This is a genomic window from Chloracidobacterium sp. D, from assembly GCF_018304685.1.
GTDB lineage: Bacteria > Acidobacteriota > Blastocatellia > Chloracidobacteriales > Chloracidobacteriaceae > Chloracidobacterium > Chloracidobacterium thermophilum.
This window is the reverse complement of record NZ_CP072635.1, coordinates 828,098-850,684: the sequence shown is the minus strand read 5'-3', so window position 1 is coordinate 850,684 and position 22,587 is coordinate 828,098. Positions and strand designations below refer to the sequence as shown.

16 protein-coding genes are annotated in these 22,587 nt (G+C 62.7%); 11 read left to right on the top strand and 5 right to left on the bottom strand.

Going from position 1 to position 22,587, the window contains the following annotated elements; translation table 11 throughout:
• Nucleotides 1-60 precede the first annotated feature (60 nt).
• Nucleotides 61-1,926 carry an alpha-amylase family glycosyl hydrolase gene (locus J8C01_RS14710; protein WP_211432914.1) on the top strand — a complete coding sequence of 622 codons (1,866 nt, stop codon included), beginning with the start codon at nt 61-63 and terminating at the stop codon, nt 1,924-1,926.
• Between the two features lie 24 nt (nt 1,927-1,950).
• On the top strand, nt 1,951-4,092 hold the full coding sequence (locus tag J8C01_RS14705; RefSeq protein WP_211432913.1) for a glycoside hydrolase family 15 protein: 2,142 nt from the start codon (nt 1,951-1,953) through the stop codon (nt 4,090-4,092).
• Nucleotides 4,093-4,168: 76 nt separating this feature from the next.
• Here J8C01_RS14705 and J8C01_RS14700 read toward each other — a convergent pair whose 3' ends face one another.
• Both J8C01_RS14700 and shc read right to left on the bottom strand, forming a co-directional pair.
• A complete protein-coding gene (locus tag J8C01_RS14700) occupies nt 4,169-4,924 on the bottom strand; it encodes an AraC family transcriptional regulator (RefSeq protein ID WP_014100778.1) in 756 nt (251 codons plus the stop codon).
• Nucleotides 4,925-5,097: 173 nt separating this feature from the next.
• The gene (gene shc, locus J8C01_RS14695) at nt 5,098-7,077 is read right to left on the bottom strand and encodes a squalene--hopene cyclase (protein ID WP_211432912.1); all 1,980 of its coding nucleotides are present in this window, start codon (nt 7,075-7,077) and stop codon (nt 5,098-5,100) included.
• 220 nt (nt 7,078-7,297) lie between these two features.
• Between shc and J8C01_RS14690 the strand changes: the two genes are divergently transcribed.
• From J8C01_RS14690 to J8C01_RS14680, 3 genes are read left to right on the top strand one after another with little or no spacing between them, the layout of a single operon-like run.
• A complete protein-coding gene (locus J8C01_RS14690; RefSeq protein WP_249355511.1) occupies nt 7,298-8,494 on the top strand; it encodes a 4-hydroxy-3-methylbut-2-enyl diphosphate reductase in 1,197 nt (398 codons plus the stop codon).
• Nucleotides 8,495-8,515: 21 nt separating this feature from the next.
• Nucleotides 8,516-9,535 (top strand): fatty acid desaturase family protein, encoded by a 1,020-nt coding sequence (locus tag J8C01_RS14685; RefSeq protein WP_211432910.1) that lies wholly within the window; start codon nt 8,516-8,518, stop codon nt 9,533-9,535.
• A 10-nt stretch (nt 9,536-9,545) separates the two neighbouring features.
• The gene (locus J8C01_RS14680; RefSeq protein ID WP_211432909.1) at nt 9,546-11,111 is read left to right on the top strand and encodes a CYTH and CHAD domain-containing protein; all 1,566 of its coding nucleotides are present in this window, start codon (nt 9,546-9,548) and stop codon (nt 11,109-11,111) included.
• A 6-nt stretch (nt 11,112-11,117) separates the two neighbouring features.
• Here J8C01_RS14680 and chlG read toward each other — a convergent pair whose 3' ends face one another.
• On the bottom strand, nt 11,118-12,077 hold the full coding sequence (gene chlG / locus J8C01_RS14675; protein WP_211432908.1) for a chlorophyll synthase ChlG: 960 nt from the start codon (nt 12,075-12,077) through the stop codon (nt 11,118-11,120).
• 17 nt (nt 12,078-12,094) lie between these two features.
• Between chlG and J8C01_RS14670 the strand changes: the two genes are divergently transcribed.
• From J8C01_RS14670 to J8C01_RS14645, 6 genes are all read left to right on the top strand, one after another.
• Nucleotides 12,095-12,322: a hypothetical protein gene (locus J8C01_RS14670; RefSeq protein WP_211432907.1), complete on the top strand. Its 228-nt coding sequence runs from the start codon at nt 12,095-12,097 to the stop codon at nt 12,320-12,322.
• Nucleotides 12,323-12,651: 329 nt separating this feature from the next.
• Nucleotides 12,652-14,013, top strand: coding sequence for a ribonucleotide reductase N-terminal alpha domain-containing protein (locus J8C01_RS14665; RefSeq protein WP_211432906.1), 1,362 nt, complete (start codon nt 12,652-12,654; stop codon nt 14,011-14,013).
• Nucleotides 14,014-14,022: 9 nt separating this feature from the next.
• Nucleotides 14,023-14,673 (top strand): IS607 family transposase, encoded by a 651-nt coding sequence (locus J8C01_RS14660; protein ID WP_211432905.1) that lies wholly within the window; start codon nt 14,023-14,025, stop codon nt 14,671-14,673.
• Between the two features lie 16 nt (nt 14,674-14,689).
• Nucleotides 14,690-16,000: an RNA-guided endonuclease InsQ/TnpB family protein gene (locus J8C01_RS14655; RefSeq protein WP_249355510.1), complete on the top strand. Its 1,311-nt coding sequence runs from the start codon at nt 14,690-14,692 to the stop codon at nt 15,998-16,000.
• Nucleotides 16,001-16,030: 30 nt separating this feature from the next.
• Nucleotides 16,031-18,190 (top strand): vitamin B12-dependent ribonucleotide reductase, encoded by a 2,160-nt coding sequence (locus tag J8C01_RS14650; RefSeq protein ID WP_249355509.1) that lies wholly within the window; start codon nt 16,031-16,033, stop codon nt 18,188-18,190.
• A 261-nt stretch (nt 18,191-18,451) separates the two neighbouring features.
• Nucleotides 18,452-20,062 carry a hypothetical protein gene (locus J8C01_RS14645; protein ID WP_211432904.1) on the top strand — a complete coding sequence of 537 codons (1,611 nt, stop codon included), beginning with the start codon at nt 18,452-18,454 and terminating at the stop codon, nt 20,060-20,062.
• Nucleotides 20,063-20,099: 37 nt separating this feature from the next.
• Here the strand turns inward: J8C01_RS14645 and J8C01_RS14640 are convergent, their stop codons facing one another.
• Both J8C01_RS14640 and J8C01_RS14635 read right to left on the bottom strand, forming a co-directional pair.
• The gene (locus J8C01_RS14640) at nt 20,100-21,047 is read right to left on the bottom strand and encodes a cobalamin-binding protein (protein ID WP_211432903.1); all 948 of its coding nucleotides are present in this window, start codon (nt 21,045-21,047) and stop codon (nt 20,100-20,102) included.
• A gap of 133 nt (nt 21,048-21,180) precedes the next feature.
• Entirely contained in the window at nt 21,181-22,401 is a 1,221-nt protein-coding gene (locus J8C01_RS14635) for an FAD/NAD(P)-binding protein (protein ID WP_211432902.1), read from the bottom strand.
• Between the last annotated feature and the right edge of the window lie 186 nt (nt 22,402-22,587).

Here is a 22,587-nt window from a genome sequence, read left to right as displayed (position 1 = left end):
TCACTGGACTCACTCCGGGCGTGAGCGGAATTCTTTTCTGCTCACGCCACTTTCCGGCTTATGAAACGAAGCAAATGGTTGTTCTACACCGTCGGCGCTGGCTGGTGGCTGGTGTGGCTCACCGCGGCAGGCCTGGCCCAGGTTGTAACCAAAGTCGAGCCGCCCGACTGGCCTACCGTGATCCGTCCGACGACCATCGAGCTGCTCCTCACGGGCGAAAACCTGACCGGTACGCACCTTGCCAGCAACACGCCCGGCATCACCACCGGCCGGGTCGAAGTGACCTCCAACGGGCGCTATGCGTTCTGCGAAGTGACCATCACCCCGGAGGCGCGTCCCGGACCTGTCCAACTCAATCTGCTTACGCCCAATGGTGTGCGTCCGCTCCCCTGGGCGCTGTTTGCGCCCCTGCCCCGCACGGCGGCCTTTCGCGGCCTGACACCGGATGATGTCGTCTATCTGCTGATGATTGACCGCTTTGCCAACGGCGATCGCCGCAATGACGCGCCACCCGGAATGCCGCCGGCCAACCGTGCCAACCCACGGGCCTATCACGGGGGCGACCTGCGCGGCGTCATCGAGAAACTCGATTACCTCCAGGCGCTGGGCGTCACCGCTATCTGGATGACGCCGGTTTATGACAACGCCGATGCCAGCGAGGATTATCACGGCTACGGCGCGACGGACTTTTACGCCGTCGAATCGCGCTTCGGGACGCTGGAGCAATACCAGACGCTGGCGCAGGAAGTGCGGCGACGCGGCATGAAGCTGCTTCAGGATGTCATTCCCAACCACACCGGGCCGCTGCACCCGTGGGTGCGCCGTCCGCCAACGCCGACCTGGTTCAACGGAACCCCGGAACAACATCTCGTCTGTAACTTTGACATCCCGGCATTGACGCGCCCCGACGCCACGCCGCACGAGCGCGCGCTGGTGCTTGAAGGCTGGTTTGCCGGCATTCTGCCCGACCTCAACGGTGCAGATGAGAAGTACAAACGCTATGCCATCCAGAATTCCCTCTGGTGGACGGAAAAAGTGGGCCTTGACGGCATGCGGCTCGACACCTACCCGTATGTTGTTCGGACGTTCTGGCGGGACTGGCAGCGCGCCATGGATGACGCCTTTCCGAACTTCACGGCCGTCGGCGAAATCTGGCACGGCGACCCGAATATCATCGCCTTCTTTCGTGGCGGGCGAACGGGCTGGGACGGCATTGACACGGGCCTGCGGTCGCAGTTTGACTTTCCGCTCTTTTATGCCATCCGGGACTTTGCCGCCGGAAATGCTCCCGCAGCGCGTATTGCCGGGTTGCTGCGGCAGGATGCGCTCTACGGCAACGCCCACATGAACGTCACCTTCATCGGCAATCACGATGTGCCGCGCATCATGCGTGCATGTGGCGGTGACTGGCGGCGCGTCAGACTGGCCCTGACCCTGCTGATGACGCTGCGCGGCATCCCACAGCTTTACGCCGGCGATGAAATCGGGATGGATGGTGGCGAAGACCCCGACAACCGGCGCGACTTTCCCGGCGGCTTCGGCGATACCCCGAATGCCTTTACCCCGGCCGGGCGGACGCCCGACCAACAGAAACTGTGGGAGGAGACGCAGCAGTTGCTGACACTCCGTCGCCGTCACCGGGCGCTGCGGCATGGCCGGCATCGCGATCTGGTTGTGGAAGGCCGGCAGTGGGCCTTTGTGCGCGAAGACGGCAAGGAAAAGCTGCTCGTCGTCGTCAATGGCAGCGGAAACCGGGCTGAAGTACCGATACCTGTGGCATCCTTTTGTGACGGCGCACCCAACCGGCCGTGCACGGTGAATCCGGTACACAGTTCATTTCCCGTCAACGAAAGAAAAATGCAGGCGCGGGAAACCCTGCGCGTGCCGGTGGAACCCTTTGGCTACCGGGTGTTTCGCGTTCGGTGAGCGCGTGTTCACAGGGAGTTGGAAATGACAAAACTGGTAAGCATGGCGCTTGCCGTGGCGCTGGTCTGTCCGGGGCTGTTTTCCCTGTCGCCATCGGGAGACGCAACAAGAGAGGCTCCGGGCCGGCCCGGCGTCAAGTCCACGTGGACTTCCGGCGGCAAACTGGGTGTGGGCACCGCCGTCAGCCGGCGGTCACGGGTGTGGTTCACCCTGGGCGCAACGGGCCTGACGGAGGTCTATTACCCGACGGTGGATATGCCCAACCTGCGGGCGCTGGATTTTGTCATCGTCGGCAACGGATACGTCGGATGTGCGTCCCGTGATGCCTTGGAGCGGGAGACGCGCCGGACCCGCGATGATGCCCTGTCCTTTGCCCAGACCCTGAGCGACGGCAAGCGGTGGCGCATCGCACAGCGTTATGCCTGCGACCCCAACCGCGATGCACTGCTCATCGAAGTCGAATGCACGGCGCTGGACGGCGGCAACTACGAGGTCTTCGCGCTGCTTGACCCGGCCGTGGCCAACAGCGGCCTGGGGGACACGGGCGAACACCGCGGCCGGACGCTCGTCGCTTCCGACCGTGATGCCACGACCAACCAGACCATTGCCATGGCTTTCGCCGCACAGCCGGCCTTTGAGGTGGTGTCGAGTGGCTTTGCCGGGGTCAGTGATGGCTGGACCGATCTGGCTGCCGACGGACGGCTGGATGGACGTGAGCAGCGCGCCGTGGATGGCAACGTCGTGCAGATTGGAAAGTTGTCTGCACCCCGGACGACTTTGGCACTGGCCTTTGCCGACCGCCCGGAAGCGGCGGCCGATGTTGCCGCAGCAGCGCTGGCCGAGGGCTTTGCCGCCATTGCCGGGCGTTACGAAGCCGAATGGCAGGCCTTTACGGCGCGGTTGCCACGGGTGGCTGCCGAATACCGCGCCCAGTTTGCCGTGGCCGCCATGACCCTGCTGGCCCACGAGGACAAAACCTACCCTGGCGCGGGCGTCGCCAGCCTGAGCATCCCTTGGGGTGAGGCAGCCGACGCCGACCGTCCGACCTCCGGCGGCTATCATCTTGTCTGGTCACGCGATCTCTACCACGTTGCCACTGCCTGGCTGGCCCTTGGCGACCGTGATGCCGCCGGCCGCGCCTTGGACTACCTTTTCAAGGTGCAGCAGAACGCCGACGGCAGTTTTCCCCAGAATAGCTGGCTGGACGGGCGTCCCTACTGGCCGAGCGTCCAGCTCGACGAAGTGGCCTACCCCATCATTCTCGCCTGGCAGCTCGAACGCTTTGACCGCCAGACCTACACCCAGCACGTCCGGCCGGCCGCCGAGTACATCCTGCGCCACGGCCCTTACACACCGCAGGAACGATGGGAAGAGGAAGAGGGCTATTCCCCTTCCACGATAGCCGCCGAAATCGCCGGCCTGATCTGTGCGGCGGACATTGCCCGGCGGCTGGGCCGCGCTGAAGACGCCGAACGCTATGAGCGCACGGCTGACCGCTGGGCCGAAGGCGTCCAGCAGTGGTGCTACACAACGACCGGCCCGTGGGACGAAGGTGAAGCCGAACGGGGGTACTACCTGCGCATCAATAACAACCGCGACCCAAACGACGGTTTCAAGCTCGACATCAACAACGGCGGCGGCCAACACGATGAGCGCGCCATCGTGGATGCGGGTTTTCTGGAACTCGTGCGGTTGGGCATCGTACCGCCCGACGACCCCAAAATCCTGCGTTCACTGCGGATAGTTGACCGGGTGATTCGGGTTGAAACGCCCATGGGGCCGGGCTGGCGACGCTACAACTACGACGGGTATGGCGAGCGCGCCGACGGCAGCGGCTGGCAGGACAAAGGCATCGGGCGTATCTGGCCGTTGTTGACCGGCGAGCGCGGCGAATACGTCATTGCCAGCGGCGGCGATGCCAATCCCTACGCGAAAACCATGCTGGCCTTTGCCGGCCCAACGGGGATGATCCCTGAACAGGTCTGGGACCAGGCCTATCCGCCCGACGCCCGCTACCGGATAGGTCAGGGCACGGGCAGCGCCACGCCTCTGGCCTGGAGCATGGCGCAGTTCGTGCGGCTCGTGATGTGCATCGAAGCCAGGCGGGTCGTCGAACAGCCGGCCGTGGTCTTTCAGCGGTACGCCGGAAAGCAACGCCCCCGCTGACGGGCAGGAATGTCATGCCTGCCTGTCATTGGGGGCTCGCCCGCATCACACCGGGCCGTCCCGCGCGCTGCCGGTCCTACTGAAGGGCGCTGTTTTCGCGGTACTCCGTGGCGCAGCAGCCCGTGTAGCGTTTGAACGCCCGCGAAAAGTAGTCGCTGTCTGCAAAACCGACCTTGAAGGCCACTTCCTTGATGGTCGTGCAGTTGGCTGTCATCAGCAACTGCTTGGCGGCTTCGAGGCGGGTCTGCTGAAGCAACTGCCGGAACCGCATTCCGGCATGGCGGTTGAGCAGCCGCGACAACTGCCCCGAAGAAAGGTTGAGCCGGCTTGCCACCGCGCGCAGGTTGAGGTTCGGGTCCTGATAGTGCGCGGCAACGACTTTCATCACCCGGTCCATCAGAAACGCTTCGGCCGGCGGTTCAAGTTCGGCGGTCGTCGGCAGCGGAAACATGTGCTTCAGAGACTGTGCGGCCTGCCAGACCTCATCCGGCGAGGAAGCACTCAGCATAAAGTCGGCCGAGACCGTGTTTTTGACCTCCAGCGGAGACTGCCCGTTAGAGAACTCATGGGAGCGCCGCAGGAACACGAGACAGGCATTCGGCGCGACCCGCCGCAGTTCATTCACAATTCGCCGCCGGATGGGAAACAGCGACACCCCAACGATGATGATGTGGTACTTGCTCAGTTCGGAAAGTCGCGTCCCAGCCTCTTCGAGCGTATAGGTCGCCGTTACCGGCAGCCCGTATTTCTCGACCGCCTTGGCCGCATGGTTGAGTTCATCTATGACGGCGACGCGGAAATCGGGAACCTGACCGTTCGTGTAGGTGCTCATCACTCCCTCCCTGGGCAGCCGCGCCCAATGCGACATCACGAGCTTCTCAGGAAGCCACTGTGGAATGGCAAACTGGAAAAATCCAGCGATGGCAGTGACAGTACCCTGTTCCAGCCGGGAGAGGCAAGAATTTTCTGCACTGAAAGGTGTGGCGAATTTTCTAGCTTGCTGGTCTAGGTCCGGGCGAAAGCCCGGTAACGCCCCAGCGCCATGAGCGGGAAGTAGTTCCGGTAGAAGTGATAGTTCATGTAGAAGTGGTTGGGGAAGCCGGTGCCGGTAAACTCGGCTTCCGTCCAGCTTCCGTCGTCATTCTGGTGGGTGACGAGATATTCGATGCCCCGGCGAGCGCAGTCGGACTTGCCTTCGCCGCCGGCCATCAGACCCAGCAGTGCCCAGGCCGTCTGGGAAGGCGTGCTTTTGCCGACGCCCATCAGGGTCCGGTCGCCGTAGCTGGCGCAGGTTTCGCCCCAGCCGCCGTCTTCGTTCTGGCAGGAGTTGAGCCACTGCGTACCGCGCATGATGAAGGCTTCGCGGGGGTCAAGCCCCAGAGCAACCAGGCCGCAGATGACCATGTGCGTGCCGTAGATATAGTTGACGCCCCAGCGTCCCCACCAGCAGCCTTCCGGTTCCTGTTTGCTTTTGATGAAGGCAATGGCCCGTTCGACCTTTTCCCGTGGCGCGGCATAACCGGTGACGCCCAGCATTTCGAGGATGTGTCCAGTGAGGTCGGCAGTGGGCGGGTCAATCATGGCTTTGAGGTCGCCATACGGGATGTCGTTGAGGATTTCGAGGTCATTGTCCACGTCAAAAGCGCCCCAGCCGCCGTTTTTGCTCTGCATCGAGAGCGTCCACTCGATGGCGAGTTTCAGGCGGCGCTGTTTTTCGGCTTCGTCGGGGAGCTTGAGCCGGTGCAGCGCCATGGTGACGACGGCTGTATCGTCCACATCGGGGAAAAAATCGTTCCAGAACTCGAAGGCCCAGCCGCCGGCCGGCCCGGTCCGGTTTTTGAACCGCCAGTCGCCGTCCCGGAAAATCTGCTTGGAGAGCAGCCACTCGCCGGCGCGGACGAGCGCCGGATGATCGTTGGGCAGCCCTGAATCGAGCAGGGCGAGGATGGTCAGGCCCGTATCCCAGACGGGAGAAACACAGGGCTGCGTGTGGAACTCATCTTCGGTCTCAATGCAGAACCGCTCCACGGCCGCGATGCCCTTCTGCATGACCGGGTGGGTCGGCGCATAGCCCCGGCAGTGCAGCCCCAGGAGCGAGTTGAGCATGGCCGGAATGATGCCGCCCCAGTCGCCGCTGTCGTCCTGGTGTTCGAGCGTCCACTGTTCGGCCCGCGCCAGGGCTTCCGCCTTGCGGGGCGAGAAGTCGAACCGCTCCATGAGTTTGAGCATCCGGTCGAAGCCGATGAACACACCTCCCAGCGACAGGAGGCCGGCGGGATTGGGCAGGGACAGGTCGGCCTGGGCGCGGCCTTCGGCATACAGCTCATCGGCATCGCCGCCCGGTACGCGCACGACGGGTTTCCGGTCGCTGACAAGGAGCAGGGGAACCGTCGAGCTGCGCGCCCAACTGGCGAGCTCGTAAATGGTGAAGGGAAACCAGTCCGGCAGGAGCATAATCCACGGCGGAAGCGTCGGGCAGCCTTCCCAGGGAAACGCGCCGAACAGCGCCAGATGGATTTTGGTGAACACCCGCGCTTTGGTGATGCCGCCGCGCGCCAGAATGAACTGCCGGGCGCGCGCCATGTGCGGCAGGTCGGGGCTGTCGCCGAGCAGTTTGAGGGCAAAGTAGGCCTCGATGCTCGTGGAGAGTTCGCCGCCGTCGCCGTAGTACAGCTCCCAGCCGCCGTGTTCGCGCTGCTGGCGGCGCAGGTAGGTGCGGATTTTCTCAAACTGCCGCGTCCGTTCACCGTCCGTGCCGAGCACCTTGTGGAGAAACACGTACTCAGCCGTCAGGGTGACATTGGCTTCAAGTTCGGCCCACCAGTAGCCTTCCGGGTACTGCTTGGAAAGAAGATACGCTTGCGCTTTGCGGATGGCTGCCTCGACGGCGGCCGCTGTGGCCGGCGCCGGCCGCGCCGAGCGGAAGGCGGGCGGCAGTGGTGACTCGACGACAGGTTGTACAAAGCGGGGCGCAAATCCGGGCATAGCGGTGGTTCCTCGGAAAAGCAGGGTACGGACGCCGGCTGTCGGGCAGCCAGCGCGAAGTCGGCGACTCTATCTCAGAATCAGAAGCCAGGCTACACCTGCCGGGGGCGGGAAGGTGACTGGCCGGAGTGATTTCGGCGTTGCTTGGCGAATGGTTACAGCGCGATGTAAGCTTGCAGCTAAGGTCGTTGACTCTTCCCGGAAGACACAGGTGTTTCTCATGGCAATAGCGAATGATGCGGCTGCGCCGGCAAAACGGCAAAATCCTTCCCGGAGCGGGTTTGGTCTGCGCGCTGAAGTTCACGATGAAATCCGAAACGACTTTGACAGTGCGTTGGTCCAGCGCATCAAGGCTTCTGGGGGGACGCACCAGGCGGGCCGTCTCACCTTCCGTCTCGCGCAGGAGTTCGGTTTCTGCTATGGCGTTGACCACGCCCTTGACCTGGCCTACGAGACCCACGTGCGGTTTCCCAACCGGCGGGTGTATCTGACCGGGGAAATCATCCACAACCCCACAGTCAACGAGCAGTTGGCCCGGATGGGCTACTGTTTTCTGCGGCCGGGCGACGAAGTGACAGCCGATGATATTGTCCTGATCCCGGCCTTTGGCGCCCCGACCCACGAGCTGGAACGTCTCAAGCGCATCGGCTGCCTGCTGGTGGATACGACCTGCGGCTCGGTGGTCCACGTCTGGAAGCGGGTCGAAAAGTATGCGCGGGAAGGTTTTACGGCCATCATTCACGGCAAGTACGACCACGAGGAAACCGAGGCCACGCGCTCGCGGACGACGCTCTATCCCGACGGCAAGTTTCTTGTCGTGCGCGACCGGGTGCAGGCGCAGGATGTCTGTGATTACATCCTTGGGCGCGGCCACCGCGAAGCCTTCCTGGCCAGGTATGCTGCCGTGGCGACGCCGGGTTTTGACCCGGACCGCGACTTGCAGCGCGTCGGGCTGGCCAACCAGACAACGATGCTTTCGAGTGAGTCCCTGGAAATTGCGGAGATGATTCGGCGCGCTATCGAGCAGCGGTACGGGCCGGAAGAAGTCAAAACACGCTTTCGTTCGTTTGATACCATCTGCAGCGCCACCCAGGAACGGCAGGATGCCATCCTGAAGCTCATCGAAGAACCGCTTGATCTGGTCATTGTGGTGGGCGGCTACAACAGCAGCAACACCGAGCACCTGTGTGAAATTGCCGCAGAGCGGTTGCCGACTTACCACATCAATGCGCCGGAGTGTCTGGTATCGGCAAGGGAAATCCGCCACAAGCCGGCTTTCAGCAAGGAAGAGACGACTTCGTGGGACTGGCTCCCGGAAGGGCCCGTCACCATTGGCATCACGGCTGGGGCTTCGACGCCCAACAAGGTCGTCGGAGATTGTATTGAACGCATCGTGGCACTGGCCGACGTGGGCTGAGCGTCCCCCGGTCAGATTAGCATGGAGTGTCGGTTGACGATGGTTGTGGGAGAACGGGGCGAGGAATTCCGCCAGACGGGCCGGCGGCCACTGCTGGCGCCGGCTGTGGTCAAACAGCTTTCGGCGCTCTCGCCGCTGCGGGCAACGTCTTCGCTGCTTCTTGACTGGGGTATCATCGTCGGTCTTGTCACCGCAACGGTCTGGCTCAACCATCCGCTGTTGTGGTGCCTGGCACCCCTGGGTATCGCGGCGGCGCAGCACGGGCTGGCCATTCTGGCCCACCAGGCGGCGCACTACCGGATGTATGAAACCCGATGGCTCAACGATGCAGTGGGGATGCTGTGTGCTGCTCCGCTGGGGGTTTCCATGCACACGTACCGCATCGTTCACCGGATTCACCACAACCATCTGTACAGCCCGGTTGACCCGGACATGGCGCTGATGGCGGGGTATCCCCGTGGACGCTGGCACCTGCTCAAAAAGTTCATCAAGGACCTGCTGGGGATTACGGCGGTCAAAAACTACCTGTACTTTTTCGGCCGGCCGCTGCGCCGCACCGCGCCGGAAAAGCCAGCGGCACATGTGTCCATAGTGGATGACACTTCGGAAAACCTGCGGCGGGCGGCCCGTCGGGATCAGCGTTTTGTCATTGTCTTCCAGGTGACGCTGCTTGTCGCTGCCGTTGCTGGTGGGTGGTGGCAGAGTTATGTCGTTTTATGGCTTTTACCACTGGTAACGCTGCTTCAGTGGCTGTTGCGGCTGCGCGCGCTCTGTGAACATGGCGCGGTAGCGGACACTTCGACGCCGTTGCGTGCAGCGCGCACGAACCTGGTGCCGTGGTACATCCGCTGGTGGCTTTTCCCGCACCAGATGCACTATCACATCGAACATCACCTGTATCCCAGTGTGCCGCACTACCGGCTGCCGGCCTGCCATGCGGCATTGCGGGAAGCCGGCGCGCTGGCCGACGCTGAAGTGTCGTCGTCACTGCGTGCTACGTGGCGGAAGTTTTATGCGCCGGCTGCCCGGCCGACGGCGTGAAGCCGTGCTTATGGGTAGGTCAGTCAATGCACCGGAGGTCGCCACGGCGGCTGCTCCGGTCGAAATCGAAATCAAACTGGCGCTCTCGCCCAGGCTGATGCCCCGCTTCAGACGGCATCCTCTTCTGCGCCAGGCGGCGCGGTCCCGCGCCAAACTGTACACCCTGTATGTGGACACCCCGGATGCCGCCCTGCTCCGCCAGGGCATTGCCCTGCGCCTGCGCCGCAGTGGACGCCGCTGGCTGCAAACCCTGAAGGCGGGGGCTGGCAGCGGTGGGCTGCTTGCCGAACGCCCGGAGTGGGAGATGCCGGTTTCCGGCAAACGCCTGAAGTTGGACCTGCTGCCTGCTGAAGCCCGGTCGCTGCTCCCGCCGGAGGCTGCCGCCAGCCTTGCGCCCTGTTTCGAGACAGAAGTCTGGCGCGACACCTGGCAACTCAACCACGAGGGCGCTCTCATTGAAGTCGCCCTGGATCGCGGTGAAGTACGCGCCGGAGCACGGGTCTGCCCTATTGCCGAAGTTGAACTGGAACTCAGGAGCGGCGACCTGCCGCCGTTGTTCGACATCGCCGAACGCCTGGCCGCCGACCTGCCATTCCAACTCGAACCTCGCAGCAAGGCGCAGCGTGGCTACCAGCTCGTGGGTGCATTGCCCTGCACGCCGGTCAAAGCCAGCCCGCCGCTCCTGCTGCTCGATGCTCCGGCCAGTGTGTCGTTTCAGCACATCGTACGGAGTTGCCTGCGCCAGTTTGAAGCCAATCTGCCGGGCCTGCTCAGCACGTCCGATCCCGACCCCGAATTCATTCACCAGATGCGGGTTGCCCTGCGCCGTATGCGGGCGGCCATCGGCCTGCTGCGCTTTATGGGCTATACCAAACCGGACTGGCTTGGCGAACTCAAGTGGCTGATGGGTGAACTGTCCGTAGCGCGTGACTGGGACGTGCTGGCGACGGAAACCCTGCCCCGGATTCAGGCGCATCTGCCGCAACCGGAGCGGCTGGCCGTCCTGCTTGAAGCTGCCGAAGCGCAGCGCCGGGCGGCCAATGACCGGGCGCGCGCGGCAGTGACATCGCCGCGTCTGGTACCGTTGTGGCTGAAGGTTGAGCGCGAGCTGGCACTGCTGCCCGTCTCGCCGGCCACGACGGCCGACTGGTCGCGGGCGGCCCTGCGCCGCTGGCGGCGCCAGTTGGTACGCCTGGGCGAGCGGTTGCACGAGCTGGATGCAACTGAACGCCATGCCATGCGGATTGCGGCCAAAAAACTCCGCTACAGCGCGGAATTTTTTGCCGTCTGGCATCCCAAGGCGGCCCGGCGCTTCATCCGGCACCTGGCCGACCTGCAGGATGTGCTGGGCGTACTCAATGATGCCGCCGTGACGGCGCGCCTGCTGTCCGAGCTTGCTCCAGCCGGCGAGGCTGCCAGCCGGGAAGCCGTGGGCCTGGTCATGGGCTTTCTGGCCTGTGAGCAGGCCTACCGTCTGGCCAGGCTCGAGCAGCTCTGGCGCGAGTTCCACGACATCCCGCCCTACTGGAAAAAAGGCAAACCTCCCCTTCCGGCGGAAGTTCACGCAGAAGACTGATGGCCGTCAGGCGCGGACGGCCCAGGCGGCAAGGAACATCCCCAGCACGAGAAAGCCCTGGGCGTGGGCGTTGTACCAGATAGCCTTGTGGATGGGATCGGCCAGAAATGTGCGCTGAAACCACATCTGCGGCAGTACCGTAGCGCCCACCAGCACTGCCCACAGCCATTCACCCAGCAGCGCCAGCAGTCCGGCGGCGGCGAGTTGTCCGGCGTCCAGCACGAAGATGCCCAGCCAGGCTCCCCGCGCCACCCCAAAGACCTGGGGCAGGGTGTGGATGCCCATCCGCGCATCGCCTTCGAGCGACTTGAAATCATTGGTCGTCATGCTGCCGATGCTGGCAATGACGTAGCAGACGGCGACGGCGGTGGCTGTCCAACTGATGTGGCCCTTGAAGGCCAGCTCGCCCGACATCCAGGGAAGCAGGATGTACGAAGCGGCAACCGTGGCATTGCCGACCCACACAATGCGCTTCAGCTTGATGGGTTTGGCGCTGTAAAGGTGAGCGTTGACGATGCCGATGATCGCCAGCGCCACAATCCACGGATGGATGAGGTAGGCCGTCAGAAGGGTGAGGGCGCACAGCAGGCTGATGCCCAGCGTGGCTTCGCGCAGCCCAATCCGGCCGGAAGGGATGGGCCGGTAGGGTTCGTTGATGGCATCCACGTCGCGGTCGAAGTAGTCGTTCATGGCCTGGCAGGTGCCGGAAATGAGCGGCCCGCTCATCAGCAGTCCCAGCCACAGCCGCCAGTCGGCGAGGCTCGCCAAGGTGAACGCGGCGCTGCACAGGGCGCCGGCGACGTAGGCGCACATGACAGGAATCCAGGTGACGGGCTTGAGCAACTCGACCCATGCCGAGACTTTATGGCGCGCCGGACTGGCGGTGCGAGGTGTCGCCCGTGACAGCGGAAGCGATGATGGTGCAATACCTTCTTTCACGGCCAGACGTTTCCTCAACCCTTCCATGGCGTTATTTCCAACTTATGGAATCGTCCGGCGGATGCAAAACCCATTTTCTCGATGGCTGGTGTCCGGCGGCGTGGCTGGCCCGGGCGCTTCGGATGCTGCTTGATAGTTCCCCGGATGTACCCGGCGTGGAGAAATCTGGTCAGCGCGGCGCGCGTGAGTCAGCGCGGCCGGTTGAAGCCTCAACCGGGCAGTGGGTGTTGCCGGTGGCCGTGTCCGGCGTGTGGTGTCCTTCACGTTCCTGATTGGGCAGGAACGGGTAAGTCTGACGGGACGGTTCATGATGACCCAACCTGTCCCACGTGGATGTGGCACCGTAGGCTGCCTGCCTGAGAAAGCCTATCTGCATACCGTAGCCCAGACACCCGGTGAATACTTTTTTTGGCGAAAAGCTGCGGGCAAGCAGGCGGTGCCCGCCCTTGGGCGGCACTGGCAGGGCCGCGCGCAGAATCAAGATGTGTACCCTACCAACCATCGCCGCTACCAGATATAGTGGTTCTGTCTGATTTTCGCTTTCCAGCCGTGCATACCGGCACGCTTTGTCCCTCTGTCCAGCCGAGGAGTTTTACGATCCATGATGAAACAGGAACCTGCCCCCGCCAGTCTCACCGACATCGCCCGTACGGTCCTGATGAAACGCTATCTGCTCAAGAACGAGCAGGGCGAGGTGATTGAGACCCCCGAAGCCATGTTCTGGCGGGTAGCTAAAACTATTGCTGCAGTTGATGCCCGCTATGGGGCATCGGCCGGGCAGGTTGCAGAACGTGCCGAACGTTTTTACGAACTGATGGCGCAGGGCTGGTTTGAGCCGAACAGCCCGACCCTGATGAACGCCGGGCGTCCTCTGGGACAGCTCAGCGCGTGCTTCGCCGCCGGTACGATGATCGAGACGATCGCTGGGCCGCAGCCCATCGAGGAGGTGCAGGTCGGCACCCTTGTGCTTACCCACGCCGGCCGCTACCGTCCCGTCACCGGGACGATGCGCCGCACCGGCTGCCTCTACCGGGTGAAGGTTGATAAGTTGCCGGCGCTTTATGTCACCGCCGAGCATCCCTTCCTCACGACCGATGGCTGGGTGCAGGTCAGGGATCTGGCGCCCAAACAGCACTTCGTGAAGATCGGCTGCCCAGAGATCGGGAGCGCAACCGTCACAATGCATTTTGACGGCCACGTTGAGGATGGCTGGGTCCATGCCCGGCTTGAGGGCACCAGCCCACGCTCACAGCGCCGCTACGCCCAGCGTGATGCGATCTCGCGCCAGGTCGCTCCGATCCGCGACGGCGTCACAATTGATGCGGCTCTCGCCTGGATGCTGGGCCTCTACCTCGCGGAAGGGTCCATCTCGGCCGGGTACGATATCCGCTTCACGCTCTCCTGGGATGAGGATGAGCACGCCGCACGCCTCGCCGCGATCCTTGAGGGTAAACTCGGCCTGCCCGCCCGTGTGCAGAAAAGCACCCAGCCGCAAGGCCGGCGGGGCGATGGCTGGACGACCGTGCGCCTCCAGAGCAAGCTGCTTGCGCAGTGGCTCGTCGAGCATTTCGGCGCCGGCTTCGACCAGAAGCGGCTGCCCGCCTGGGCCATGAGCCTGTCGCCCGATCTTCGCCAGGCGCTGCTCCAAGGTGTCGCCGACGGCGACGGCACCCCGATCAACAGCCATCAGACCCGGATCACCCTCTGCAATGAGGTGCTGGTCCGCCAGCTCTTCACCTTGGCCTACAGCCTGGGCTACTACCCGACGCTACGGGCAGATTCGCTGCCAGCCCTCGGCACCGTGCAGCCTTGGTCGCTGGCCTATGGCGAAACGTACAACGCCGGGATGGTCCGCGACGGCGCCTATCGGGTCCTTGAAGTCGCCGCGCTTGATGAAGAGGCGATCGTCTATAACTTTGAGGTCGAGGAGCCGGACTCTAGCTTGCCGTATAGTACGCGATAGTGTATAATAATGCTTGTGGAAAGCACTATAAGTACAGGCAAGGCGGCAAAACTCCCTGGTGTCTCGGTCAAGACGTTGCAGCGTTGGGAACGCGAAGGAAGGCTGATTCCGGTGGCCCGAACGGACAGCAACCGCCGCCTCTACACTGAGACGCAGATCCGTGAGTTCATCGGTTTGCGGCAGGCCAACCATGCGCCAACAAAGCTTGTCGCCTACTGTCGGGTATCGAGTGCGGCGCAGAAGCCGGACCTGGCGAATCAGCGCAAAGTGCTGGAAGCGTTCGTGGTGGCGAAGGGATTGGCGGGGGTCGAGTTTATCGAGGAAGTGGGCAGCGGGCTGGACTTCAGGCGCAAGCGGTTTCTGGCCCTTATGGACGAGATCGGGCGACGGGAAGTCAGGATGCTGATCCTCGCTCACCGGGACCGCCTCACCCGTTTCGGCTTTGAGTGGTTCGAACATTACGCCCAAACCCATGGCTGCGAAGTGCTGGTACTGAACCAGGAACGGCTGTCTCCCGAACAGGAAATGGTGCAGGACTTAATGGCCATCGTGCACTGTTTTTCGTCCCGGCTATACGGTTTGAGGAACTATCGAAAGAAGTTGGATGAAGCGCTGAAACAGGATGTGAATGACGTCAAAAAGGCCCAACAATGCAACTAACCCACAAGATCGCTCTTTGTCCGATGAGCAGGTGGACTACTTCAAGCGCGCCTGCGGCACGGCGTGGCGTGTTTGGAACTGGGCGCTCAATGAGTGGAACAGGCAATACGCAGCAGGCGGCAGGCCAAACGCCATGGCGCTCAAAAAACAGTTCAACGCCATCAAGTACACCGACCCGCAGTGGCTCGATGAGAACGGTCGGCCTTGGTTGCGAGACATTCACCGGGATGCCCACGCCCAGCCGTTTGCCCATCTCGCCAAAGCCTGGGAAAGATTCTTCACTGACCTCAAGGCTGGCAAAGAGGCGCACGCACCGCGCTTCAAGAAAAAGGGGCGTTGCCGCGACAGCTTTTACGTGGCCAACGACAAGTTCCGTCTGGATGGCAAGACGATCCGTCTGCCCAAGATCGGCGAAGTCGCCATGACCGAGGAACTGCGATTCAAAGGAAAGATACTGGGCGCGACGGTCTCGCGCACGGCGGATCGTTGGTTTGTGGCAATACAGGTCGAGGTGCCTGATGCGCAATTCTATCGGCGTCGCACGTCGCACGAGGTCAACGGCATCGACCTGGGCATCAAGGCTGCCGCAACGGTCTCCAGCGGTGAAGTCATCGAGGCGCCAAAGCCGCTCAAAGCAGCGCTGCGCCGTCTGGAAATCCGTAGCCGACGTCTCAGCCGCAAGCTGGAAGCCGCCAGGAAGGCAGCCGGATGTGAACGCCATGCCCGCCTGCCTGAAGGAACGCGCCTGCCGGTATCGAACAACCGGCAGAAGTCCGCTGCGATATTGGCACGGCTCTATGCCCGCATGGCCAATATCCGAGCGGATTTCACCCACAAGCTCACGACTCGACTCTGCCGCGAAAACCAAGCGTTAGTGATCGAGGATTTAAACGTCAAAGGGATGCTGCAGAACGAGAAACTCGCCCGCGCCATCTCTGACGTGGGTTTTGGGATGTTGCGCTCGCAGTTGGAATACAAGGCCCGGCGCTACGGTACTCATCTTACCATCGCTGATCGCTGGTATCCAAGTAGCCGACTGTGCTCCATCTGTGGCTGGAAGAACGAGGCGCTGACATGGAGAGATCGAACATGGGTGTGTGCTCAATGTGGTGCGCACCATGACCGTGACCTCAATGCGGCGCTGAACCTGAAACGGCTGGCAACCGAAACTGCCCTACCCGTGGCGAGTCCGTCCAGCAATGGCGGCGCTGCGGCGGGGACCGTCCCCGCCGTAGTCGGGAAAGTCACGCCTGTCAGATACGACGGTGGTCAACAGGACACGTCGGGGCAGGAAGAGAACCGTGCGCACTTTTGCGCACATTCTTGATAGCAGGATCACACCTACGTCGCCAACCAGATGGTGGTGCATAACTGCTTTGTGCTCCCCATTGAAGATACCCTCAACAGCATTTACGACACCCTCAAGCATCAGGCGCTGATCCATCAGAGCGGCGGCGGTACCGGCTTCAGCTTTTCACGGCTGCGTCCGCGCAACGACGTGGTACGCAGCACCATGGGCGTGGCGAGCGGCCCGGTCAGCTTTATGGAGGTGTATAACCACTCGACCGAGGCGATTAAGCAGGGAGGGACGCGCCGTGGTGCGAATATGGGCATTCTGCGCTGCGATCACCCCGATATTCTGGAGTTTATTACCTGCAAGCGCGATACGACGAAAATCACGAACTTCAACATCTCGGTCGCTACCACCGATGCCTTCATGCGCGCTGTTGAGCGCGATGAAACTTATGAACTGATCAATCCGCGCACCCGCGCCGTACAGATGGCTTCACGCGACGGACTGAAACACCCGTTGACCGGCGAGATACTGGTGCCGCCCGGTCAACTCATGCGCCTACGCGCCCGGATGGTCTTCGACCTGATCGTGCAGTGCGCCCATGCCACCGGCGAGCCGGGGCTTTTCTTCATTGACCGCGCCAACGAGTACAATCCGGTTCCGCATCTCGGCGAGTACGAAGCCAGTAATCCATGCGACGAACAACCACTTCTGGCCTACGATGTCTGCAATCTCGGCTCCATCAATCTGGGGAAGTTTGTCACGCCCGAACGAACCGTTGACTGGAATCACCTGCGCGAGGTGGTCCACGAAAGCACACGCTTTCTCGATAACGTGATTGATGCCAACCACTACCCGCTGGAACAGATCACGCACCTGAGCCAGCGCATCCGGCGGATCGAGCTGGGCGTGATGGGATGGGCCGACATGCTGGTGCGGTTGGGGATTCCGTACAACTCGCATGAGGCGATCGATCTGGCGCGGAAGGTCATGCACTTTATTGACGAGGAAGGGAAGGTGGCTTCCGAACAGTTGGCCCGCGAGCGTGGCGCATTCCCCGAATGGGAGCACAGCATCTGGGGTCCCGACGCCACCTGCGCCCGCCGCCCGGACGGCGCGCGGATTCGTCCGCCGCGCCTGCTGCGCAACTGTAATGTCACCACCGTGGCCCCCACGGGCACCATCAGCATGATTGCCGGCTGTTCGTCGGGCATCGAGCCGCTCTTTGCCATTGCCTTCTGGCGCTACCAGGCCGATAGCCGGATGCTTGACATCAATCAGGATTTCGTGGCCCAGGCCAGACGGGAAGGCTGGTACAGCCCTGAACTCATGGAACGGATTGCCGATACCGGTCACATCCATCACCCGGAAGTGCCGGCCGAGGTACAGCGGGTGTGGGTTACGGCCCACGACATCGCGCCGGAGTGGCATGTGCGCATGCAGGCGGCCTTCCAGGAATACACCGACAGTGCCATCTCGAAGACGATCAACTTCCCCCACGAGGCGACTGCCGATCAGGTCCGTGAAGCCTACGAGCTGGCGTTCCGTCTGGGGTGCAAGGGCATCACCGTCTATCGCGACGGTTCACGGGCCAACCAGGTGCTCTCCACCGGTTCCACCGGCAGGAGCGCCAGTTCCGCACCGGCGGCGGAACCCGCACCGACCGGGCTGAAACCGCGACCGGTCCCGGCTGAAGGCTTGCCCAGCCATTCCTTCCCGGTGATGACCCCACTCGGCAAGCTGCGGTTGTTTGTCACTGAGTTGGACGGGAAACCGTTTGAAGTCTTTGCCATCATCGGGCGGGCTGGGAGTGATGTGACGGCCTTTACCGAAGCCATCGGGCGGTTGATTTCGCTGGCCCTGCGCTGTGGTGTGCCGGTGAAGCTCATTGCCGAGCAGCTTCGCGGCATTGGCGGTTCGCGTTCGGCCGGCTTTGGCCCGGCGCGCGTGCTTTCCGTCCCCGACGCCATCGGTAAGGTGTTGTTCGAGCACTATGTCAGGAACGGCCGTGGGAACGGGACTGGTGACAGCCACGACGGAACTGTCCACGGGGATATGGCTCGCATGGGCAAAGCCACTTCTGTGTTGGATGTTTCTCTGCACCTGGATGCCAGGCCAGGGATTTTGGAAACGGCCGAGCTTTGTCCCGAATGTCAGAATGCAGCGCTGTTCAATGGGGAAGGGTGTCGCAAGTGTCACGCCTGTGGGTATAGCGAGTGCTAGGGCGTTTCTCAGGAAACGCTGATCTCGGAAACGCTGGCCTCCATCGTGCGTGGCATCGGACGGGCTGATGGGCACAGACGCCGTACAGCCACCTGTACTTCAATGGCATGATTTCCAACGTATGGGAATCGTCCGGCTGGTGCACAATCTTGTTCCCCGACGGACGGTTCCGGTGGCCCGGCCGGCCCAGGCGCTGCGTACGTCGCGTGGATACCCCCTGTGACTGCCCCCCCCGGACGTACCCTGCTGCAGAAAGAACCTATGTTGCCCTGCCTGTCATTGCGTCGCTTTGGTTTTGGTCATCAGTGTTGGCTGTGGATATTCGGCAGCTTCCTGCTGGGACTGGTCATAGCCCCTGCCCAGTCTCCGGCACAAGCCCCGGCCCAGGCTTCGGTCCAAACTTCAGCCCCGGCCCTGCGTTCGGTCAAATCCCTGCCGGCGCCGAAAGTCGTGGCGCGGTACTGGGCGGCCTTGGGCGGCGAGAAAGCCCTGCGGGCAGCCGGTGCCACCACGCTGCGCGGAACCGTGCAGACGGCGGCAAGTGACACTGGCAGCTTTACGCTCGACCGCCGCGCCCCCAACCAGTTGCGTCTGGAACTCGTGTTTGAGGATGACCGTCGCTGCCTGGGCATCAATGGCACTTCAGCCTGGGTACAGACGACCCGCGACGGTGCTTCGACGCTCGTGGATGAGATTGGCCGGCAGCGCTTGCTCGAAGGCTGGATTCTAGCCGGAAACCTGCTCGACGCCAAACAGCAGGGAATCGCCCTGCGTTCGCTGCCGGTTGTGGAACTCGCCGGGCAGCCCTGCTACCGCGTTGTCTTCACGTCACGCGAACGGGCCACAGCCACCGGCTATTTTGCTGCCGCTTCCGGTTTGCTCGTCCGCCTCGAGAGCGGGGAAGGTGCGGCGCGGCAGGTCTTTCAGTTTGCCGACTACCGTCTGGTCAACGGCCGGCGTGAACCTTACACCCTGACCCTCGAAGCGCCCGGCGAGCCGTCCCTGACCCTGACGGTGCAGGAAGCGATACCGGTCAACAGCTTTGCCACCAACCATTTTGACATTCCCACGGGCGATCCGGCCCTCGATGTGCCAGCACTGCTGACACGCATCGCACAGAACCAAAAGGCATTGGATGAGCGCGTGACGCAGTACACCTACACGCTGACGGAGACCATCCGGCGGCTGGACGGCGATGGACGGGTCAAGGAAACCGAAGTCAAGGTGTATGAAGTCTATCCCCTGACCGGTGGTGTGCGCGCCCGAAAGCTGGTCGCGGTCAATGGGAAACCGCTTTCACCTTCGGAAGCCGAAAAAGAACAGCGCCGGGTGACGAAGTTCATCGAGGAAAACGAAGAACGGCAGCGAAAGCGCCAGGCCGGGAAAGTGGATGATAACGATGAAGCCCAGCGGCGACGCCTTGCCATTTCGCAGTTTCTGCGTGCCTGCGAGTTCTATAACCCGCGCCGGGAAAACCTTCGGGGGCGGGAGGTCATCGTCTGCGACTTTCGTCCACGCCCTGGCTACAAGCCGACCAATGACGCCGAGAAAATCATCCAGAAGCTCGTCGGCACGGTCTGGCTCGACGCCGAAGACGAGGAAGTGACGCGACTTGAAGGACGCTTTGCGAGTGATTTCAAGGTTGGCGGCGGATTGCTGGCGTCGCTCAAGCGGGGGGCGGCATTTGTTTTTGAGCAGACCCGCAATGTGGAAGGCGTCTGGTTGCCGCTGCGCGAGGATTTCAACGCCGGCATCAAGGTCCTGCTGTTGGCAGGCCTGAACATCAGCGTTGAGAACCGCTACAGCGATTACCGGAAGTTTTCGACCGAAACCAAAGACGTTACTGAAAACCCACCCGCCACCCCACAGTAGGGGCGACTAGTCAATCGCCCTTGCAGGAAAACGTCCGTCACACACCAACGGCCGCGCCCTGATGCTTCGGGCGGTAGGCAACAGCCGGCGCGACGGTTGGCCGCAGGTGCAGCGCTGGATGCAGCGCATGCGCCAGAATCTCCAGGCTTTCAACCAGGCGCGGCCCTGGACGGCTGAAGTAATGCGAGCCGTCGGTGACATAGACCTGTCCCTGCCGGACGGCCGGCAGGGATGACCAGACCGGATGCGCTGCCAGCAGGTCGAGGTCTTCCAGCGTACGCTCAACCGAAAAACCGCAGCAGGCCACGAACACAACTTCGGGACGGGCAGCAGCGACTTCTTCCCAAGTGAGCGTCCGGGAGGGTACGCCGGCCCGTCCCAGCACTTCTTCGCCACCAGCCAGATGTACCAGCTCCGGACTCCAGTGGCCGCAGGAAAAGGGCGGATGGAGCCATTCCAGCAGGGCCACCCGTGGACGCCGGTCAACCATGGCGCTGCGGCGGGCAACGGCTTCTACCCGCGCCTGCAAGCCGGCGACGACTTCTTCGGCCACGGACTGCCGCCCGGTAGCGGCGGCCACCTGATGCAGGCTGGCGAAGACTTCCTCCAGGGTTTGGGGTTCGAGATTGATGACCTGTGGGCTGCCGGGCAGACGGCAGGCGGCGGCTTTGACTTCTTCTTCCGCGACGGCGCAGACATCACACAGCGCCTGCGTCACGATCACGTCTGGCTGCAAGGCTTCGAGGACGGGCAGGTTGAGGGTGTAAAGCGCCTGTACCGACTGGAGCCGCTCGCGTACGAGGTGGTCTATTTCCTGGCTGGTGGCGTCGGTCGGAATGAGCGTGTGGGTGACTTTGGGCAGGTCCCGGACAGAAGGCGGGTAGTCACACTCGTGCGTTACGCCGACGAGCTGCGCTTCGAGGCCAAGCGCGCAGATGATTTCTGTGGCGCTTGGCAGCAGGGAAACAATGCGGAGGTCGGTCATCGGAGCAGGTCTCCAGAGCATTTTGGGCTGGCGGCCGCGGAGTTTATACCGCTGCTGGGGCGTCCACCAAGCAGGGGCGGTTGGCAACCGCCCACACCGTTGTCCAACCGCCCTTACCTTTGGCCAACCGTCCCTACCGTTGGCAACCCGCCACAACCGGACGGTTGGCCTGCCCCCGCTCGACAATGTGCGCCAGACGATCCGCCGCCTTGCGTGCGCCGGCAATGTTGCGCGCCGTCGGCCCAAGTTCGAGTTCGGCCAGCGGCCCCATGACGTACAGCCCACGCGCCCACCGCAGAGCTTTGGAAACCACGGGATAACCACATGGAGCGACCGGAAGCCCGTAGGCCGCAATTGCCTCATCAAGCCACGGCCCGCCGGGGCGCTGTGGTTCAAAACCGGTCGCCAGCAGCAGGTTGTCGGTCTCCAGGGTGTCACCGGTCATCAGTGACAACAGCAGCCGCCCATCACCTTGGGGCGTCGCTCCTGTGACGTTGGCTTCCCGAAGACAAAGCTCGCCATGCTCTGCCGCGCGCCGCAGGTCGTGATAGACATCCTTGGGCATCGAACCCCGGTGGCGCGCCTCACGAATCATCTGCCGCCGCCGTTCCAGTGAGGTTTCAGCCTCGAAGGCGCGCATGTACTTGGGCCCCAGCCAGCCCGGATCGCTGTCGAACTGGTGAATCCGAACCGGATGCGGCATCAGCAGCGTCACTGTGCCCGGTTGCCGGGCCGCCAGCGCCAACGCCAGTTGGGCCGCGGAAATCCCGCCACCAAACACCACGGCGTGACGCCACAGCGGTAACTGTGCTGTATGAACGTCACGGTCGAAGACATGACGCACCGGTGCGCCGGCTGCCCGGCAGAGACGCGCCCAGTCGGGGTAGGCCGGCCGGTCACTCAAACCGAGCGCCAGAATGACGCGGCGCGCTTCCAGGCTGCCGTCCGGTGTTTCGACCTGCCAGCCACGCTCACCCAGCCGACGCAAGCCAACGGCTTCGCCCTGAAGGTGCAGCTCCATCAGGCGGTACTGCGCCAGCAAGTGCTGGCAGTGCGCCTGGAAAAGAGCATAACCGGGGCGGTCGTAGGGCGGCGCAAAAGCGGCAAACGGTTTTCCTTCGGGAGTGCGCGAAAACTCAAAGAGGTCAAACGCTCCCAGCCCAAGGTGGTGCACCAGCGGAGAGCGCAGAAACGGCATCTGAACGTTGCCCGTACACTGATTCCAGCGCGCCAGCAGCGTGGGCTGCGGATCGAGAATGCGCAGCCGGTCCGTGGCCACTCCGGCCCGGACCGTCAGAACCAAGGCGGCATGGGTGCCGTGAATCCCCCCGCCTATCACCAACCAGTCCAGCATGGTCTCTGTCCAGTCTGCTTTTGAAGATGGCTTGATTCGTAAAAATACGATTTACATTCAGCAAGCTAGGTCCACAAGTTGCATAGGGTCAAGTGTTTTTGACTGAAAACGACACACGGCACCGGGTGGACAACGGGACGCTTATTCAAGTAAACAGGAATTGTCTTGAAATTATGTTTGTCTTCT

Bases quoted from the DNA above. Each gene is read 5' to 3' on its own strand.
- J8C01_RS14710 (WP_211432914.1), top strand. From the start codon at position 61: ATGAAACGAAGCAAATGGTTGTTCTACACCGTCGGCGCTGGCTGGTGG.
- J8C01_RS14705 (WP_211432913.1), top strand. From the start codon at position 1,951: ATGACAAAACTGGTAAGCATGGCGCTTGCCGTGGCGCTGGTCTGTCCG.
- J8C01_RS14700 (WP_014100778.1), bottom strand. From the start codon at position 4,924: ATGAGCACCTACACGAACGGTCAGGTTCCCGATTTCCGCGTCGCCGTC.
- shc (WP_211432912.1), bottom strand. From the start codon at position 7,077: ATGCCCGGATTTGCGCCCCGCTTTGTACAACCTGTCGTCGAGTCACCA.
- J8C01_RS14690 (WP_249355511.1), top strand. From the start codon at position 7,298: ATGGCAATAGCGAATGATGCGGCTGCGCCGGCAAAACGGCAAAATCCT.
- J8C01_RS14685 (WP_211432910.1), top strand. From the start codon at position 8,516: ATGGAGTGTCGGTTGACGATGGTTGTGGGAGAACGGGGCGAGGAATTC.
- J8C01_RS14680 (WP_211432909.1), top strand. From the start codon at position 9,546: ATGGGTAGGTCAGTCAATGCACCGGAGGTCGCCACGGCGGCTGCTCCG.
- chlG (WP_211432908.1), bottom strand. From the start codon at position 12,077: ATGGAAGGGTTGAGGAAACGTCTGGCCGTGAAAGAAGGTATTGCACCA.
- J8C01_RS14670 (WP_211432907.1), top strand. From the start codon at position 12,095: ATGGAATCGTCCGGCGGATGCAAAACCCATTTTCTCGATGGCTGGTGT.
- J8C01_RS14665 (WP_211432906.1), top strand. From the start codon at position 12,652: ATGATGAAACAGGAACCTGCCCCCGCCAGTCTCACCGACATCGCCCGT.
- J8C01_RS14660 (WP_211432905.1), top strand. From the start codon at position 14,023: ATGCTTGTGGAAAGCACTATAAGTACAGGCAAGGCGGCAAAACTCCCT.
- J8C01_RS14650 (WP_249355509.1), top strand. From the start codon at position 16,031: ATGGTGGTGCATAACTGCTTTGTGCTCCCCATTGAAGATACCCTCAAC.
- J8C01_RS14645 (WP_211432904.1), top strand. From the start codon at position 18,452: ATGTTGCCCTGCCTGTCATTGCGTCGCTTTGGTTTTGGTCATCAGTGT.
- J8C01_RS14640 (WP_211432903.1), bottom strand. From the start codon at position 21,047: ATGACCGACCTCCGCATTGTTTCCCTGCTGCCAAGCGCCACAGAAATC.
- J8C01_RS14635 (WP_211432902.1), bottom strand. From the start codon at position 22,401: ATGCTGGACTGGTTGGTGATAGGCGGGGGGATTCACGGCACCCATGCC.